Source organism: Demequina sp. (assembly GCA_024707205.1).
GTDB lineage: Bacteria > Actinomycetota > Actinomycetes > Actinomycetales > Demequinaceae > Demequina.
The window spans coordinates 729,942-746,047 of sequence record JANQAD010000001.1; the positions used below are offsets into that span (position 1 = coordinate 729,942).

Below are 16,106 nucleotides of genomic sequence, written 5' to 3' on the forward strand. Positions count from 1 at the left end.
AGGGAGTCGGCAGGCGCGGCCTACTCCGAAGCCTCCGGAACGACCACCGACGAAAGCGGCGGATCATTGATGATGGACTCCGCCTGGTACGTGTTCCCGTCGGTTCCCGTCGCCGGCTCGGCGACAATCGTGTAGGAGAGGTCGTAGCTTCCGGGATCCACCGGATCAGCAATTGCCGTCAGGGAAGCGCCCCCGATCGTTAGCGCTCCCGAAGTCGTGGCGACATACTGCTTGCCTGCATTGGGCTCGTCCGTCTTGGTGGCAGTAAGCGTGAGGGTGGCTGTCACAGCCGTCACCCCGGCGTCAGCCCATTCCTGGTTGTAACCGAGGTATGCCGAGATCTCGGCCCCAAGGCTTTGTTGGGAACCCCAACTCGCGCCCTGCTCCACGCTGCTGACCACGATCACGCTGCCCGCAACGGTCGACGCGGCCGCCCTGGGCACGCTCACGGCAAGCACGATCGCGGGCGTGGTCCAGGCCACCCCGGCCAACACTCTCCTGCGCGAAATCTCACCGGGCTGCGACGCCATGGTCCCTCCCCAGGGTTTTCGAAAATGGCTTCGATCCAACCTAACCCGGCGAACGCGACTTGCCAAACGCGCCACCGTCGGGCTAGCCTCACCAACGTGCTGAACCGAATGTGTCGCTAACAAGCGCACGTTTGGCGTGCGCCCGTGACGGGCGCCCTTAGGCAAATCTGCCTGAGCACTCCCCACCTCACGGGCCCACACTCCACGTGTCACCTCGCAGACCTATAGGTCGCGGGCTGCTTGTGGCGGCTCCGGTGATGGTCTGCACCCCCTCAACGCAGATCACCACCTAGGAGCAACCCATGAGCAGCAACTGGAAATTCGAGACCCAGCAGATTCACGCCGGCCAGAACCCAGACTCGGAGACGGGCGCCCGCGCCCTGCCCATCTACCAGACCACGTCGTTCGTCTTCGAGGACACCACGCAGGCCGCGGCCCGCTTCGCCCTCTCGGAGCTCGGCCCCATCTACACCCGCATCGGCAACCCCACGCAGCAGGCTGTCGAGGACCGCGTCGCGGCCCTCGAGGGCGGCGTGGCGGCGCTGCTGGTCGCCAGCGGGTCCAGCGCCAACACGCTCGCGATCCTCAACCTCGCGCAGGCGGGCGATCACATCGTCTCGAGCCCCAGCCTCTACGGCGGCACGTACAACCTGTTCCACTACACGCTGCCCAAGTACGGCATCGAGGTGACGTTCGTGGAGGACCCCGACGACCCGAACGAGTGGCGCAAGGCGTCCCGCCCCAACACCAAGGCGTTCTTCGGCGAGTCCATCTCCAACCCCAAGCAGGACCTCCTGGACATCGAGGCGGTCGCGGATGTGGCGCATGAGGTGGGCGTTCCGCTGATCGTGGACAACACGGTGGCGTCCCCCTACCTGGTGCAGCCCTTCAAGTGGGGCGCGGACATCGTGACGCACTCGGCCACCAAGTACCTCGGCGGTCACGGCACGGCCATCGGCGGCGTGATCGTGGACGCGGGCACGTTCGACTACGGACAGCAGCCGGAGCGGTTCCCCCAGTACAACGAGCCCGACCCCAGCTACCACGGTCTCGTCTACGCGCGTGACCTGGGCGTCGGCTCCGCGCTCGGCGCCAACCTGGCGTTCATCCTCAAGGCGCGCGTGCAGCTGCTGCGCGACCTGGGCCCGGCGATCAGCCCGTTCAACGCGTTCCTCATCGCGCAGGGTCTCGAGACGCTCTCCTTGCGCGTGGAGCGTCACGTGGAGAACGCCAAGAAGGTGGTGGAGTGGCTCGGCACTCGTCCCGAGGTGGAGTCCATCGCCTACGCCGGCCTCGAGTCCAGCCCCTGGCACCACCTGCAGGTCAAGTACGCGCCCAAGGGCTCCGGCTCGGTGCTCTCGTTTGAGATCGCCGGTGGGGCCGACGCTGGGCGCACCTTCGTCGATTCGCTTCAGCTTCACTCGCTGGTCGCGAACATCGGCGATGTCCGCTCGCTCGTGATCCACCCGGCCACCACCACGCACTCGCAGCTCACGCCCGAGGAGCAGGAGGCCACGGGTGTCACCCCTGGTCTGGTGCGCCTCGCGGTGGGCATCGAGCACATCGACGACATCCTCGCGGACCTCGAGGCAGGCTTCGCGGCCGTCGCCGCGCTGAAGTCTGCCGCCGTCGAGCAGGAGTTCGAGGGCGCGTCCGCGTGACAACCACTCAGGTGGAGCCGACGCTGGGAGCCATCCCAGCGTCGGCCGCCTGGCGCCCGGGTGACCCCGTGGGCAACCGGCGATTCGCGTCCATAGGCGACGTGTGGCTTGAGGACGGCGGCGTGGTGCCCGACGCTGTGCTCGCCTATGAGACGTGGGGCACCTTGAACGCGGCTCGCGATAACGCCGTCTACATCGCGCACGCCCTCACCGGGGACTCGCACGCATATGGCGATCCCGAACCGGGACACCCCACTCCGGGGTGGTGGAATCCGCTTATCGGTCCTGGCAAACCGGTGGATCCGGCGAAGCACTTCATCGTCAGCGCGAACGTCATCGGCGGGTGCCAGGGGTCAACGGGGCCGGCGTCGCTCGCCCCGGACGGCAGGGTCTGGGGCTCGCGCTTTCCGTGGCCGAGCGTGCGCGATCACGTGGACGCGGAGCTTCGACTCACTGAGTTGCTCGGCATCGACCGCTGGCGGTTGCTCGCGGGTCCGTCCCTTGGCGGCATGCGCGTGCTGGAGTGGGCCGCGACCTATCCCGAGCGAGTGGGCGCTATTGCGGTCCTCGGCACCACGGCGGCCACCACCGCCGACCAGTTGGCGTGGGGCGTGCCGCAGGTGGCGGCGATCCGCGCGGATCCGCGCTTTCGCGACGGCGACTACTACGACGCCGCGGACGGCGAGGGGCCGCACGTTGGGCTCGGCATTGCGCGGCAGATCGCGCACATCACGTACCGCTCGGAAGCGGAATTGGGGCGTCGGTTCGATCGCGACCGCCGCGCTGACGGCGTCTTTGAGGTGCAGTCGTACCTTGAGCACCATGGCGACAAGCTCGCCCGGCGCTTTGACGCCAACACATACTTGCGCCTGGTTCACGCCATCAACGGTCACGATGTAGGGCGTGGCCGTGGTGGCGTGAACCGGGCGCTCGGCCGGTTCGAGGGTCCGGCCCTGGTCATCGCCGTGAGCAGCGACCGGCTCTATCCGCCGAGCAACGCGCAGGCGATCGCGGCCGCTCTGTCTGGTGCGGACGGCGTGACCCTGGTGTCCTCGCCGGTTGGCCACGACGGGTTCCTCGTGGAGTCCGAGGCGATCAACGCGGTGGTTGGGGAGTTCGAGCGCGGGCTCTAGGTTTCCTCCCCAAGCATGCGCCGCGTCAAGGCGTCGACATCTCTATCCAGGCCATCGAGGCTGCGCTCCACTGAAGAGAACCGCGCGTCCATCACCACGCGGAGGCCGTCGACCTTCTCGTCGAGCCTACGAAACTCGGCGCGCATCACACGGACGAACGAGTTCGAGACCACGGTCAGCATGCCAATGACGATTGTGGTGAAGACGCCAATGAGCGTCCACACTTGGGGTTCTGTCAACTGCACCACCTCCTCACTATGGAGCACGTGTGCTTTGCGCTGTCAAGACCCGCAGCGCGCTCCCCCGGCGTCTGGGGAAAACCGAACCCAGCGTCGGGCCTGGGGACGCGACTGCTACGCGGGGCCCACCTGAGACGTGGTGAGCGCAAACCCCTCGGAGACGCCGGTGGCGGTGATGGTGGCCGCGTTTACGACCTTGGTGGTGGAGGCCGCGCGGATGGCGACGTCGAGGGTCGCCGTGTTCGTGGCTCCGGTGGGGCCGGCCGTGGACGGCGAGTAGGTATAGACGATCGTGTACACGCCGCCCGCGAGCGTGATGGCGGGCGTGCCCCACGCCGGGTCGATGGTTCCGGAGGCGTAGGGATAGATCGAGAGCGGCGAGTACAGCGCGCTTGCCGCGATCGTGAAGGTCACCTTGATGTCGCTGATCTTCTCCGCGCCAACGTGGGTGGCGTCCGCGGCCGCACCCGTGTTCCGGACCGTGCCTCGGAGCCGATAGATGGGGATGTTGCCCGGCACATAGCCACCCCTTCTGGCGTTCCAAGCCACGCTGTTGCCCGTGGCCGCGAGCCGGATGGTGCCGACGTTCGTGGTCCCGATGGTGCTGGTGGCGGTCACGGGCGCCAGGAGCGACAGCCCGCTGCCAACGTAGGTGAGGTTGAGCGTGTTGACGCTCGAGGACTTGGCGAAGCTGACGGCGAGCTGCGCGGTGATGGGGTTGGTGGAGCTCAAGGGCTGGGGGCTGGTGTACGTAAAGGTGTAGGTCACCGTGCGCGCGCTGCCGCTGCCCGACGTTGTGTACGGCCCCGCGTACGACCAGCCAGTATTCGGGGTGACGGTGGGCGCGGTCGCCACCGTGATCCGGTTAAGCAGCATCGTGATCTTGAGCTGCACGCTGGAGACGGGCGCGTCGGGCGAGGGCGAGCCGGCGCCGGAGTAGGCGACCTGGCCGCGCACATACAGGATGGCGCCGGTCATGGTCGAGACCAGGCTGCTCAGCGCGATGGCCCCACGGGTGGTCGAGGCCGCGGCCGCGGGCGCGGCCGTGGCGATGAGCACGGCCGGCGTGGCCCAGGCGGCGCCGATCAACACGTGTCGGCGCGTGAGGCTAGTTTGTTCCGCCATCTCAGTTCCCTCAGTAGGACGCGTCCGCCGCGCGTCTTGGGATAAGTGTGAAGCGCAACTCGGACAAATCCCTACATTTGGGTGACGAGGATCACATGGCGCCGCGGGCGTGCTCGGCTTCGACAGCGACTAGAAGAAGATGAAGTAGGTGTCGCTGCCGGTCGCGCTGGTCACGGCGCCTTGCGCGGTTGGCGAGTGCCCCTCGAACGTCACGGATACGGTGCCGCCGACCAAGAAGCCCCCCAGCAAACGGGGTGCGGAAGCTCACCGTCACGGGAGTGTTGGACGGCGGCAGCGGTGAAGCCGTGTGCGTGAACGTATAGACGGTGGTGCTCGCGCCCGTCACGGTGCCCGTCAGCTGCCACGGTCCGCCGTCCACTCCCGCAGTGCCGGATCCACCCACGGACGCGTTCGGCACGGTCAGCCGCGCCACGATGCCCACGATGTCACCCGCGTTCGGCTGGCTCACGTTGTTGCGGATCGTGGCCGTGGTCCGCAGGTAGCGGGGCGACGTGAAGGGACCATCGGCCTCTACGGCAACCGCGGTGCCGATCGTCAGAATCGAGTACGCGCCAACGGCCACCTGCGTGAGCGAGCTCGTGGGGTGTCCGTTCGATGTGCCAGTCGCGCTCGAGTCAACGGTGAGGGCGGTGCGCAGCGGCTCAGTGGCGCCCGACGGCGTCGGCTTGGTGAGCGTCACGCTGAGAGGGGTGCTCGTGGGCGCGCCCTTGGTGAGCGTCACCGAGTACTTGTACGTCAGCGTCGTATAGCCGCCGCCGGTGACCGGCGGCTGCGCCGACCAGTTGGTGCCGGTGAAGGACACACTCGACGCGGTAACGCGCGAGGACGGAATCCGGAACACCATCGTGACGCCTGTCACGGGATAGTCGTCGGCACCGCCGGGGACGCTCTCCTGGTAGGTGGCCACGCCCGAGAGGTAGAGCTTGGTCGAGTCCTGATAGCCGCTGGTACTGGCAACTATCAGGCCGTATCCAGGGACCGTCTGCGACGTCGCCGCCGCCGGAACGGCCGTCGCGACAACGAGCGCGGGCGTAGCCCACGCAACGCCCTGCAGCACGTGCCTACGTGACATTGACGTGTCGCTCATGGTGAAACGGTCCCTCAGTCATACCCCCGCACGGAACATTGTTCCCTACGCTCGGCGTGCCCCTCTACATCCGCGTGAGGAGTTTCACATTTTGGGGCATCGGCCCGACGCTGTGGCCGGGCTAAGCAGGCCCGGCGTCGAGGAAGTGGCGCTTGAGAGCGGCGAGGTTGCTTTCCAAGTTGTCGAGATAGCGATGGATTGCCGCGAAGTCCTCGTCCATCACTTCGCGCATCGCCACCATCTCCGTACGAAAGAGCTCGACCTCTGAACGAACCGAGCCGAACTCGGGTCCGAGTTCCGTTCGGAGCGAGCCGAGATCCATACGGATGTCCTCACGTAGTGAGGCGAACTCCGCCCTGAGTGTCTTGGTGAAGGTGCGCTCGAAGAGGATCAGCACGCTCACAAGAACGGCGGCGACCACGCCGATGAGTATCCACCCGTGGAGTTCGGCCGAGGAAGCGGCGATCACTCAGACCTGCCGGCTTCGCCGCCCATCACCTCGCGGGTGAGCGCGGCGACGTCGCGGTCGAGCCCATCCAGCCGGCGGTCAACCACCATACGCAGGGCGTCGATTTGTGCCTGCATAGCGTCGAACCGGGAACTGTGGCCAGCCAGCTGCCCTGCGATCCCTTCGAACCGGTGATCGTGGCCGGCCAGCTGGTCAGCGATCCCGTCGAACCGATGATTCAGCCCCGCGACCTCGCCCTTCACGCCCAGCAGGTCGCCCTTCAGGGCTGCCATGTCCACTTGCAACCCGGCGAGCCCGGCGCGAACCTGTCGCGGGATCATTCCCACGACGAGACCAAACGAACTCAGCACTGTGGCCAGCAGCACGCCCAACACTGCCCAACCAAGGGGTTCGCTCAACTGGATCACCTCCTCACTATGGAGGAAGCGTGCTTTGCGCTGTCAAGCCCCGCAACCGCGCCCGGGGGCGACGGTGGAGAACTCAGGTCAGTGTCGGGCCTGGGGACGCGAGTTACGCGGGGGCTACGGCTCCGAGTCGTCGTAGTCGGGAACGCCCGTAAGGGAGTAGGCACCAAACGGGGGCCACGGCACGACGCCCGAGCCAATAAGCGCGGCGCCGTTGGCCACGGTCGCCGTCGGGGTGGATTGGGAGAACGTGGTGTCCGAGAACGTCGCTCGGATCGTCACGGAGGACTGGGTGCCCGCCTTGGAGGTGGCGTCGGTCTGCATCCACAGCCACGGTTGTACCCCCCTTGTACAGGCTCAAATTCGGACCTATGTACTTGAGCGTCAGGGTGGCCACCCCGGCGTTGACCGCCAGCGGCGTCGCGATCTCGTACGGCGCGTCCGGAGGGATTTCCTCGGAGTTGCTGAGCAGCCCCCATCGCGGCAGCTGCGGAAGTGTGCCCACCTGCTGCGAGATCGTCATGGTGAACCCGGTGAGAAACACATTGCTGAGGTCGCACGAGCCGATGGACTGGTACTGGAAGTTGTACTGGTTGAAGATCGCAGGCACGCTCTGGCCGAGGTCGTTGTCCCAGAAGTTCGCGTGCCACTTCGAGGAGAAGGTCCCGCCAATTTGGAGGAAGGCGGCGCAACTGCTGACTTCCGACGCCGCGGCTTGCGGCACGCTCACGGCGAGCACGATGGCTGGCGTAGTCCAGGCGATGCCTGCGAGCACGCGCCTGCGGTCGATGCCCCCGGATGCCGCGCCCGCCATCGGATCCTCCGCCGCCCGTCCTCTGCGTCCATACTAGGCGCGGAGTGCGGATTCCGGAGTGGTCATTGAGTGCCGAGAATGGTGGACACAAGACCCGAGCGCGCCGAGGATCAACAGGATGGTCAGCTCGACGCTCGGACCAGGTCGTCTAGTTGGCGACGATCGTCGACGTGGCGGCGGTGAGCCAGGTGCTGCCGTTGGCATTAGCACGTGCGGTCTGCGTCAACGTCTGACCGACCGGGCTCGGCGATGACGCCAGCTCGATCCGGTATTCCGGCGAGAACGTGCCGCTGCTGTTCGGCCCGAGCGAAGTCGGCGAAATCAGGGTGAAGATATAGGAGGTTGTGGCCTCGCTGACGGACACAGAGAAGGGAGGCGTGCCGCCACCCGGCTGGTAGGTGTACGCGCCGTGCCACGCGAGCTGGCCATTGGGGAGCCAAGACTTGGGTACTGCGAACTGGATAGTCACGTTTGTCGCCGTCGCGCCACCACCGGGCGCGGTGTTGGTCAGATCGGGGTCGATCAGGAGGATCGGTCGATCCTTGTCCCAGTTGTAGTCAAAGATCTTCTCCATCTTGAGATAGACGTGCGCCGTCGTGAATGTGAGATAGCCCGCAGGGGCTCCATCCGACGCAGCCGCCGGCGGCGTCGCGACAGCCAGGACGATCGCAGGTGTGGTCCAAGCCACGCCTTGGATGATTCGGCGGCGGCTGATGCCGCCCTCTGATTGGACGTGCGGACGCCCAGCCTCTTCGGCTTCTGTGTACACGGTGTTGCTCCCTCAGCTTCCCGGAGAAGCCATTCTAGCGGATGAAAAACGTCCCGATATCAGGACTAATGGACCAAATTCGGGACGAAAGCGAGACTTCAAGTGCTGGATCTCAGTTCGAGCCAATGGTCATCGACGGCACGGTGCCACTCACGCCTGCAGACGTGTAGGTGCCCGTGAAAGTGATCGCAGCCTTGGTGTTGCCGTTGATGAGCGAGAACAAAGCCGTGGCGCTCCCGGTTGACGAGTTGATGGCGAGCGATGCCGGAATGTAGGTGAAGCGCACCGTGCCCACGCCGTTCGCGACGCCAAGCGGCGTGACCCGCCAGTTTCCAACGGTTGTCTGGGTGGGCGCGCTGACCTTCTGGGAGTTGTACGTCGCAGTCAGCTCCAGCGCGGTCGCGGCCGCAGCCGGCGGGTCGTACGGCCCGGCGTGGCGCAATTCGAACGAGTATTGGCCCTGGTTGTAGTTGCCCGCGCTGTTCCACCCGACCGAGGCCGTCTGCGTCGCCGTCGTGTTTGCCGTGGCAGCGACGGGAATGTTCATCGATGTGCCCGCAGCCCCCACCTGGATGGATGTCAGGTAGGTCGGCCAACCCGCGAACGTGGCCTGGAGCGGGGCGGACCCAGTGTTCGCCGTAGTCAGGTCGGCACCAAGGTACGTGAAGTTGAAGACGATCTTGCCCTCAGAGGTGAACGTGTAGTTGTCGTAACGCCATCCACTCCCCACGGACGTGGGGGGCTGATTGGGCATGTTGTAGCGGCTTGAGAACACGATGGTCGCCTTGAGTCCCGTCACCGGAGCGGAGCCCGAAGCGCCGGTGTGCGCCACCTCCGCCTTCACGGTGAGCACGTTCGACGCATACACAGCGGACTGCGACACGATGATCAGCCCGCCGGCCGTGACCGATTGCACCGTATTCGACGCCGCAGAAGCCGGCACCGCCGTCGCCACCAAGACGGCAGGCGTCGCCCACGCGACGCCTTGCAGCACGCGCCGTCGGTCGATCTCAGCCGTCATGGGCATAGGTCCTCGGTCCATTCAGATGGGGCGCTCCGCCACGCCCTCACACCAATGAGAGTGACATACGTCACAGCTATGACGCGAGATTCACGCTCGCGTTTCAAACGACGCTCAGAGCGGCTCTGTTCCCGGCCCCGCAACGTGCACCACTCCGGCCTCACTCAGGCGCGCCACCATGATGCGCACCTGGTCGTTTGGCGAGTTCCCTGCCGGCGGCGGGCCGAACATCTCCGTGAGGTACTCGCCGAGCTCGGCGATCGTTGCACCGCTCGCCGCCACCTTCACCAACTCGGAACTCACAGGAGACAGCAGCATCACCTCGGACGCCACGAGCACCAGCATCTGGTCGTCCCGCACCAGCGCGTCGTCCACGGTGGCCACCACTATCGAGGAATCGTCCATCACGCCTCACCCCCGGCGAGCATGGGCACCAGATCAATAAGGTCCGACGCTTCGGCATAGGTCACGCGCGCAAGCCCACCCGTGCGCTCAATCACCCTGGCAAGGGAGCGCAACGGCTCCGCGAGGCGCGGCAGGTACGAGACCTGCGCGGACAGCTCGGCGATCCCCGGCAAGAGGGGAACGTCCTCAATCACGGGCGAGACAGCGTCGGGCTCCCTGGTGAGCAACACGATCCGCGCCAGCCGCAAACCGGAGGGCGCAACAACCAGCCCCTCGGCGTCGGGCGAGAGCTGGCGCTTGAGGCGATGCCCGGAGCGGATCACGGAGAGCGGCTTGGGGTACGGCGTCACGGTGCCGTCGAAGTTGATGACCACGGTCTCGTCGCTCACATACCCGAACGCCTTGCCCAGCGTGCGGGACAGCGTCGTCTTGCCCGTGCCCGAGGGCGCCACGAACGCCACCACGCGCCCGTCCGGGAGCGCGAGCCCGGCGGCGTGCAGCATGATGACCTCGCCGGCGCGCTGATCGATCGCGCGAACGGTGACGGCCCCGGCGAGCGAGTGCATGACGTCGCCCGTGGTGTCGCCGCCGATGGCGCCGCGGGCCCGCGCAACGCGCACCTCGGTGAGGTCGTCCGCGACGATCGCCTCCACGACGATTGGCGCCTCGGGCGCAGCGGCAGCAGGATCGCGCAACACGCGCGACCACGCCTCGCGCAGGCGCCGGGCGAGCGCCCGCCCGCCATCGCCCGTGCACCGGATGTCCACGGGAACGCCGAACGCGTCCACGTGCACCAGCTCCGCGTCGGCGCCCGCGTCGAGCAGCAGCGCCGCGCCCAGGGGGTCGCGGTGCGGGGCGCGCGCGGGGGCCATGGCGAGCCACGCCTCGGCAAGGCCGCGCACGTTCTCCGCAATGGCCGACGCCGTCTTCCGGTAGGCCTCCTCGTCACGTCCGCGGGGGGTCAGGATGTCGTCGGCAGGGCCGAGCTGTGCCTCGTCGCGGCCGTCGGCGAGCATGAGCGGGTGCTCGCGCAGCGGCGCCATGGGGTACAGGAGCGCGTTGAGGCGCCCGTACTCGACGAGCGTGAAGGTGCGCCTGCGGGCCCGCGGGTGGGCGGCGACCACGGCCTCACGCTCGGCGAGGGACATGGTGAGGATGAGGTCGGCGTCGTCGATGATGTCGCCATCAAGCAGCCGCGAGTGGAAGCCGCCGGGGTTGCCGCCGAGCATGCGCAGCATGTCCTGCGCGTCCGGGTCCACGGGCTGTCCCGGCTCGCCTTCGAGCCCCGCGGAGGTCACGCGGATGGCCCAAGCCTCCACGCCCGCGTTCGCGAGCGCGGGCCGCATCAGCCGCTCGGCGAAGGCGGCGCACGTCGAGTTGTGCGTGGACACCAGCACCACGCGGAACGCGAGCCCGCTACGCCACGGCAAGGATCAGTCGCCCTTCGCCTTCTGGAGTTGGCCGCGGCCCCAGCGAGGCGTCGTAACGGTACTCGCGGCCGTAGTACTTGCCGTCTCCCTTGCGGCTCACGCCGTCGAGGATGACGCCCAGCGCGCGGCCCTTGACGCGCTCAAGGTTCTGCAGCGACTTGTCGAGCAGGTCGATCGTGGTCTTGCTCGCCCGCACCACCACCAGCGCGCCGTCCGTGCGCGCGGTCAGGATGGCAGCGTCGGTCACCGAGATGAGCGGCGGGGTGTCGATGAGGATGATCGCGCCCTCGTCCAGCGAGTTCAGCATGTTGCGCATGGTCACGGAGCCGAGCAGCTCGGAGGGGTTCGGCGGCACGGGTCCGGCGCCCATCACGGACAGGCGGCCCGTGCTACCCCAGGGCTGCAGCACGTCGCTGGGCTGCGCGCGCCCAACGAGCACGTCCGTGAGGCCCACACCGGGCACGAGTCCCAGGTAGTCCACCAAGGACGGGCGGCGCAGGTCCGCGTCGATGAGGATCACGCGCTGGCCGGACTCGGCGATGGACTCGGCGAGCTTGATGGACACGGTGGACTTGCCGTCGCCGGGCAGCGAGGACGTGATGACGATGATGCGCGGCGGGTTGTCCACGTCCATGAACTGCAGGTTGGTGCGCAGCTGGCGCACGCCCTCCGAGGTGTGGAAGTCCTTGGTGCCGGAGGCCACTCCCCGCTTGGCGATGTCGTTGTCAAAGGGGATGGTGCCCAGCACGGGGATGTCGAACTCGCGCTCGATCTGCTCCGCGGAGCGCAGGCGCCGGTCAACGGCCGCACGGATCAGCGCGTAGGCGATGCCGATCGCGAAGCCAAGCAGCAGGCCAAGCGCAACGGCCAGCTTCACGTTGGGCGACGACGGCGAGGTGGGCGCCAGTGCGGTGTCCATGGTCTGCAGCCGCACCACGGAATCCTGGCTGCCGTCCGTGTTGCTGCCGTTCTCCAGATCGCTCACGACCTTCGTCATGCCGGCGATCCACGCCTCGGCGAGCTGCTGCGCCTCCTCGGGCGTAGAGCCATTGGCCGAGACGCGCAACACAGCCGTGTCAAGCGGATTGGAGACGGTCACCCGGCCAACCAGAGCGTCGGGCGAAGCCGTGATCCCCAACTGCTCAATGGCGTACTCGGCAACCTGACGGGACTTCGCGATGTCCAGATACGACTTCACGCGCGAGATCGCGTACTGGTTGCCCACGAGCGCGTCGCCGATGCTCGCCGACGTGCCCGTGGTGATGATCGCCGAGCCGCTGGCCGTGTAGACCTTGGGCTGCGTCAGGGTCCAGCCGAATGCGAGCGCGCCGCCCACGATGGTGGCGATGATGATCGCCGCCCAGTGCTGGCGGAAGATCCGCATGTAGTCCTGGAGCTCCATGCCCGGCCTTTCGTGTGTTCCCGCGCGCTCAACGAACGGGGTGAGCAGGCGGTTTCCAGGGTACTAGGTGCGGCTTTGCTCGCAGGGAGGCCCGACGTTGGGGTGGGTTGGGCTGCTAGCTTCCCAATGCCGCAAGCAGCTCGTTGACGAGCGCGGCGAACGAAGGCGCTATTGCCGGGTCGTCGCCTGCCGCGGACGCAGCGAGTCGCGGAAACCTCCCGTTGGCCGCAACGCCGTGTTCGCGATATAGCGCCAATGCCTCGCGGGACGCTTCGCTCGCCTCGGCGACAGTCGCGTGGAGCGAAAAGCCGGCGACGAGCTCCTCCGCGCTCGCGGTCTGCAGGAGGCGGAACGCGTCAAGCGCATCCTTCGCGGAGACGCGATCGGGCCGAGCGTCCTCCTGGGCGAGTCTCTCGCCGAGTTTCACAGCTTTGGCAACGAGGAGCGCGGCGGGCCCGGCTACTCGGAGTCGAAACGACCGCCTATCAGTTGGCTCAAAGGCGGCGATGGTCTCGACCGTGCTATCGATGAGGGCGGGCTCTAGTCCGTGAGCGATGCGGGCCGTCATCTTCTCGTGCGGTGGGATACGCGCCGCGCGTGCCGATTTGCTTGTAGCGCCTGCTTGGTGCGGAGCGACCATGAGGTCGAGTGCGACGTCTCCCGGTCCCACCCAGTGCCCCGGCTGGGCACCGAGCACAAAGCCCGCACTGCGCAATGACTCACCGATCTCGGGCTCGTCCGCGAGTGCGTCGGTGTCAACCGTTAGGTCACCGTCGGTCGTCATGAGCGGAACAAGGAGTTCAGTTTCACTGGCCCGCACATAGACCGCCTGGGCTCCCACCAGCACAAGGTTCGGCAGGTGAGGCTCAAGCGCCTGCAGGCCGTCGAGAAGCACGCGTCGCGCGACCACGTATTCCGGTTCAAGGTTTGCCATTTCACTCGCTCCAGGCAGGATCGGAGCGAGCGAGCATTTCCATGAGTTGTTCCGCCTCAGCGTCACCACGCCCCGGCAGCGTCAAGAGGTCGGCGACTACGAGCGCGGTGGGCGCGACCGCTGGGTTTCCTTGCGGCTCCGCCAGGATGTCGGGAACCTGCGGGATCGCGATCATGACCTGTGCGGTTGCTTGTCTCGTCTCGACTAAGCCCAGCTCGGCGGCAAGTCGGCGGGGAGACGCCGCGTAGACGGCAAGCAAGAACAGCGGAACCACGGGTGTCACGTTTCCCGGCACAAGGCGGCGCGCTCCCGCCGAGCCTGTCAACGCGATTGGCGTCTCGACGTCTTGCAGCCGCTCTAGCGCTCTGTTGACCCCGCGGGGCGCTATGAAATAGCTGCAATCGAGGTTCGTCTTGGCAAATGAATAGTCGAGTGCCCACCGCCGTACGAGGGAGCGCTTGCGCACCGTCGCGATGGAGCCCTCGGCACCACGATCTACGGTGCCCTCCGAGGCAAGAGTCTGAAGGAGTTTGGAGACTGATCCCGGGGAGACTCCTGCCACTCCAGCGAGGTCTCGCACACCGACCGGTCCCGTGGTGTCGGCGAGCGCGCAGATGGTTCGATTGGTGGCGACGCCATTGAGCCGGCGCACCGCAGACTCGCGCGGTGGGCCGGGAACCGTTTCTGCCCCCTGGGCCGTAAGCAAAATCGGCGGGTCAGACACCACTAGCCGCACCCAGCCCGTGGCGTCCGCGTAACTGAACCCCTCTGCGTCAAGCTTTGCACGCAGCGCTGGTGGCGCGTAGTCGGTCGCCAGCAGCACGGGGAGGTCGTTGTGCGTCTGGATTGCGCGCAATTGACCGAGCACCGCCGAGACAGTTGAGGCCCTCGTTCGCTTGACCTCTACAGCTAGGCGGATCCGCAGGCCGTTCGGAGCGACGAGACTCGCGATGTAGTCAGCTAGGGGCGCTTCCCTGCCCTCCGGTGCGGTGTACGTGATCGTCCACCGCGAAGGCAGCAGTGCGCGGACGCTGTTGAACGCATCCTCCACCAGCGCTGTTTCTGAAAGAGTCGCGTTTCTCATGACAAGAAACACGCTAATCTAATAAACGACCTGTGGCAAGGCTTGTCATGCCGGCCGCACGCATTCGGCTCGCTGGGCCCGCAGCCGCACCTGGAGCTCCATGCCCGGCCCTTCGTGTGTTCCCGCGCGCTCAACGAACGGGGTGAGCAGGCGGTTTCAAGGGCACGAGGCGCGGTTTTGCTCGCAGGGGAGGTCCGATGCTGGGGTTGGGTTGGGTGCGCTAGTCGAGATTGAGTTCGTCCTCGAGGGCGATGAGTTCCTCGAGAGCCCGGCGCTGGGCTTCGGTCGACGCGCCCTGTGGCACAAACAACTGAACGTCCACGTTTGGCACCGCACTGAAGGCGGCCCGGATCCGTGTCTCGACGTCCGGCCAGCTGAGGCCACCGTTGCCACAGCCGAGCGGCGGAACCGCGATTGACGCAATGTTGAGGTCTTTGACAACTCGGACGAGATCACGAAGCCCCTTCTCAATGTCCTCGAGGCGCGACTTGGCCTTCCAGTGTGACTTCGTGGGGAAGTTGATGACGTACCGCGGGCCTTCAAGGGCTTGCGTGTTCCACACGTGCATCGTTCCGAGCCGAACCTGCCCGCGGTTGGCTATGGCGCGATACTCCTCGAACATGTCGGGGTACGCGTTCTTGAACTGAAAGGCGATGCCCTTGCCCATGACACCCTCGGTGTTGACAGCATTTACCAGCGCCTCTGCGCCAGCGCCGAGCAGGTTCCCTCTTGCTTCGGTGATCATCTTCAGAACGTACCAACAGCGTGTGACGCGGGCGCTTACGGCGTGGGAGGCTGCAGTCCATCCCTGCACAACTACCAGCTGGGGTGCACCTGGAATGTGCTTCCGGACTTCGCGATCTCAAAACGGGCGGTCGCCGGGGTGCCGCCGCCCACGGGCGAGATGGTCGCGACGTAGCGGCCGACTGCCCCGTCCACGGCGTTCATGGTGATGCCGATGGTGTTCGCGGAGTTGTTCGGCAGGCCCGCAGCGAGCGAGACGTTGGTCGCCGTGTAGATGCTGTTAGTGGTCCACGTGGCGCTCTGGTACTTGGTGAAGATGGTGGTGAACGTGGCGGCGGGGCCGGTGAGCTTCTCGATCATGAGGTTCGCCACGCCCGCGCTGTACATGCCAAAGCGGAAGCCCGGGGCGAGCGTTCCGGCGCCCTCCCAGTTGGGACCGGTGGCGCGCACGGCGGCCACGAAGACGGTTGCCACGGGCGGCTCCTGGCTTGCGGACGCCATCGGCAGGCCCTTGGCCAGGAGGATGGCCGGGGCGCCCCAGCCAGCGGCTTTGACTACGGTGCGGCGGTCCACGCCCACGACGTCGATCTCGCTCATGCGAATCCCTCAGTTCCGCGGCCCCTCAGCCGCCGTGCGAGGGAGTCTACGCGAACCCCGTCCGATATGGCCGAGGCCCCGGAGCGTCGCAAGGAAGTGCGTGTGTCCCGGGCAACGACCTCGCGCTCAACTCCGAGGGCCTCAACTAGTGGGTGAACGTCCGGGCGGCGGGGTGTTGTTCCAGGGTGTCTTGCTTGGAGGGTCGACGGGCTCGCTGGGTGGGTGTGCTTGGCCCGT

Annotated in this window: 18 protein-coding genes; 2 read left to right on the forward strand and 16 right to left on the reverse strand. The window is 66.8% G+C overall.

Translation table 11 applies throughout. The features are described 5' to 3' along the window. Window positions 1–20: 20 nt before the first annotated feature. Window positions 21–530, reverse strand: coding sequence for a hypothetical protein (locus tag NVV57_03710; GenBank protein ID MCR6711841.1), 510 nt, complete (start codon window positions 528–530; stop codon window positions 21–23). Window positions 531–832: 302 nt separating this feature from the next. Here NVV57_03710 and NVV57_03715 point away from each other — a divergent pair, with 302 nt between their 5' ends. Together NVV57_03715 and NVV57_03720 are read left to right on the forward strand one after the other, a co-directional pair. After that, complete coding sequence (locus tag NVV57_03715; protein MCR6711842.1) at window positions 833–2,191, forward strand: bifunctional o-acetylhomoserine/o-acetylserine sulfhydrylase; 1,359 nt, start codon at window positions 833–835, stop codon at window positions 2,189–2,191. Beyond that, window positions 2,188–3,324 carry a homoserine O-acetyltransferase gene (locus tag NVV57_03720; GenBank protein ID MCR6711843.1) on the forward strand — a complete coding sequence of 379 codons (1,137 nt, stop codon included), beginning with the start codon at window positions 2,188–2,190 and terminating at the stop codon, window positions 3,322–3,324. Before NVV57_03715 ends, NVV57_03720 begins: the two co-directional genes overlap by 4 nt. Here NVV57_03720 and NVV57_03725 read toward each other — a convergent pair. The 15 genes from NVV57_03725 to NVV57_03795 form a co-directional block, all read right to left on the reverse strand. Then, on the reverse strand, window positions 3,321–3,563 hold the full coding sequence (locus NVV57_03725) for a hypothetical protein (GenBank protein MCR6711844.1): 243 nt from the start codon (window positions 3,561–3,563) through the stop codon (window positions 3,321–3,323). The two genes, NVV57_03720 and NVV57_03725, sit on opposite strands and share 4 nt — an antisense overlap. A 114-nt stretch (window positions 3,564–3,677) precedes the next feature. After that, window positions 3,678–4,688: a hypothetical protein gene (locus NVV57_03730; protein ID MCR6711845.1), complete on the reverse strand. Its 1,011-nt coding sequence runs from the start codon at window positions 4,686–4,688 to the stop codon at window positions 3,678–3,680. Between the two features lie 91 nt (window positions 4,689–4,779). Further along, on the reverse strand, window positions 4,780–5,796 hold the full coding sequence (locus tag NVV57_03735) for a hypothetical protein (protein ID MCR6711846.1): 1,017 nt from the start codon (window positions 5,794–5,796) through the stop codon (window positions 4,780–4,782). A gap of 121 nt (window positions 5,797–5,917) precedes the next feature. After that, on the reverse strand, window positions 5,918–6,217 hold the full coding sequence (locus NVV57_03740) for a hypothetical protein (protein MCR6711847.1): 300 nt from the start codon (window positions 6,215–6,217) through the stop codon (window positions 5,918–5,920). A 44-nt stretch (window positions 6,218–6,261) separates the two neighbouring features. Beyond that, window positions 6,262–6,672, reverse strand: coding sequence for a hypothetical protein (locus tag NVV57_03745; GenBank protein ID MCR6711848.1), 411 nt, complete (start codon window positions 6,670–6,672; stop codon window positions 6,262–6,264). Between the two features lie 103 nt (window positions 6,673–6,775). Then, the gene (locus NVV57_03750; GenBank protein ID MCR6711849.1) at window positions 6,776–7,483 is read right to left on the reverse strand and encodes a hypothetical protein; all 708 of its coding nucleotides are present in this window, start codon (window positions 7,481–7,483) and stop codon (window positions 6,776–6,778) included. Between the two features lie 148 nt (window positions 7,484–7,631). Further along, window positions 7,632–8,252 carry a hypothetical protein gene (locus tag NVV57_03755; protein MCR6711850.1) on the reverse strand — a complete coding sequence of 207 codons (621 nt, stop codon included), beginning with the start codon at window positions 8,250–8,252 and terminating at the stop codon, window positions 7,632–7,634. A gap of 112 nt (window positions 8,253–8,364) precedes the next feature. Beyond that, window positions 8,365–9,273, reverse strand: a complete 909-nt coding sequence (locus tag NVV57_03760) for a hypothetical protein (protein ID MCR6711851.1) — start codon at window positions 9,271–9,273, stop codon at window positions 8,365–8,367. A 114-nt stretch (window positions 9,274–9,387) separates the two neighbouring features. Continuing rightward, window positions 9,388–9,681, reverse strand: a complete 294-nt coding sequence (locus NVV57_03765) for a hypothetical protein (GenBank protein MCR6711852.1) — start codon at window positions 9,679–9,681, stop codon at window positions 9,388–9,390. Beyond that, a complete protein-coding gene (locus tag NVV57_03770; protein MCR6711853.1) occupies window positions 9,678–11,108 on the reverse strand; it encodes a hypothetical protein in 1,431 nt (476 codons plus the stop codon). The genes NVV57_03765 and NVV57_03770 overlap by 4 nt, the downstream gene beginning before the upstream one ends. Then, entirely contained in the window at window positions 11,095–12,510 is a 1,416-nt protein-coding gene (locus NVV57_03775) for a polysaccharide biosynthesis tyrosine autokinase (protein ID MCR6711854.1), read from the reverse strand. The genes NVV57_03770 and NVV57_03775 overlap by 14 nt, the downstream gene beginning before the upstream one ends. Window positions 12,511–12,625: 115 nt before the next feature. Beyond that, window positions 12,626–13,444, reverse strand: a complete 819-nt coding sequence (locus NVV57_03780; protein MCR6711855.1) for a hypothetical protein — start codon at window positions 13,442–13,444, stop codon at window positions 12,626–12,628. A 1-nt stretch (window position 13,445) separates the two neighbouring features. Next, window positions 13,446–14,528: a helix-turn-helix domain-containing protein gene (locus tag NVV57_03785; protein ID MCR6711856.1), complete on the reverse strand. Its 1,083-nt coding sequence runs from the start codon at window positions 14,526–14,528 to the stop codon at window positions 13,446–13,448. A 220-nt stretch (window positions 14,529–14,748) separates the two neighbouring features. Next, window positions 14,749–15,342 carry a macro domain-containing protein gene (locus NVV57_03790; protein MCR6711857.1) on the reverse strand — a complete coding sequence of 198 codons (594 nt, stop codon included), beginning with the start codon at window positions 15,340–15,342 and terminating at the stop codon, window positions 14,749–14,751. Between the two features lie 2 nt (window positions 15,343–15,344). Continuing rightward, entirely contained in the window at window positions 15,345–15,869 is a 525-nt protein-coding gene (locus NVV57_03795) for a hypothetical protein (protein ID MCR6711858.1), read from the reverse strand. Window positions 15,870–16,106 lie beyond the last annotated feature (237 nt).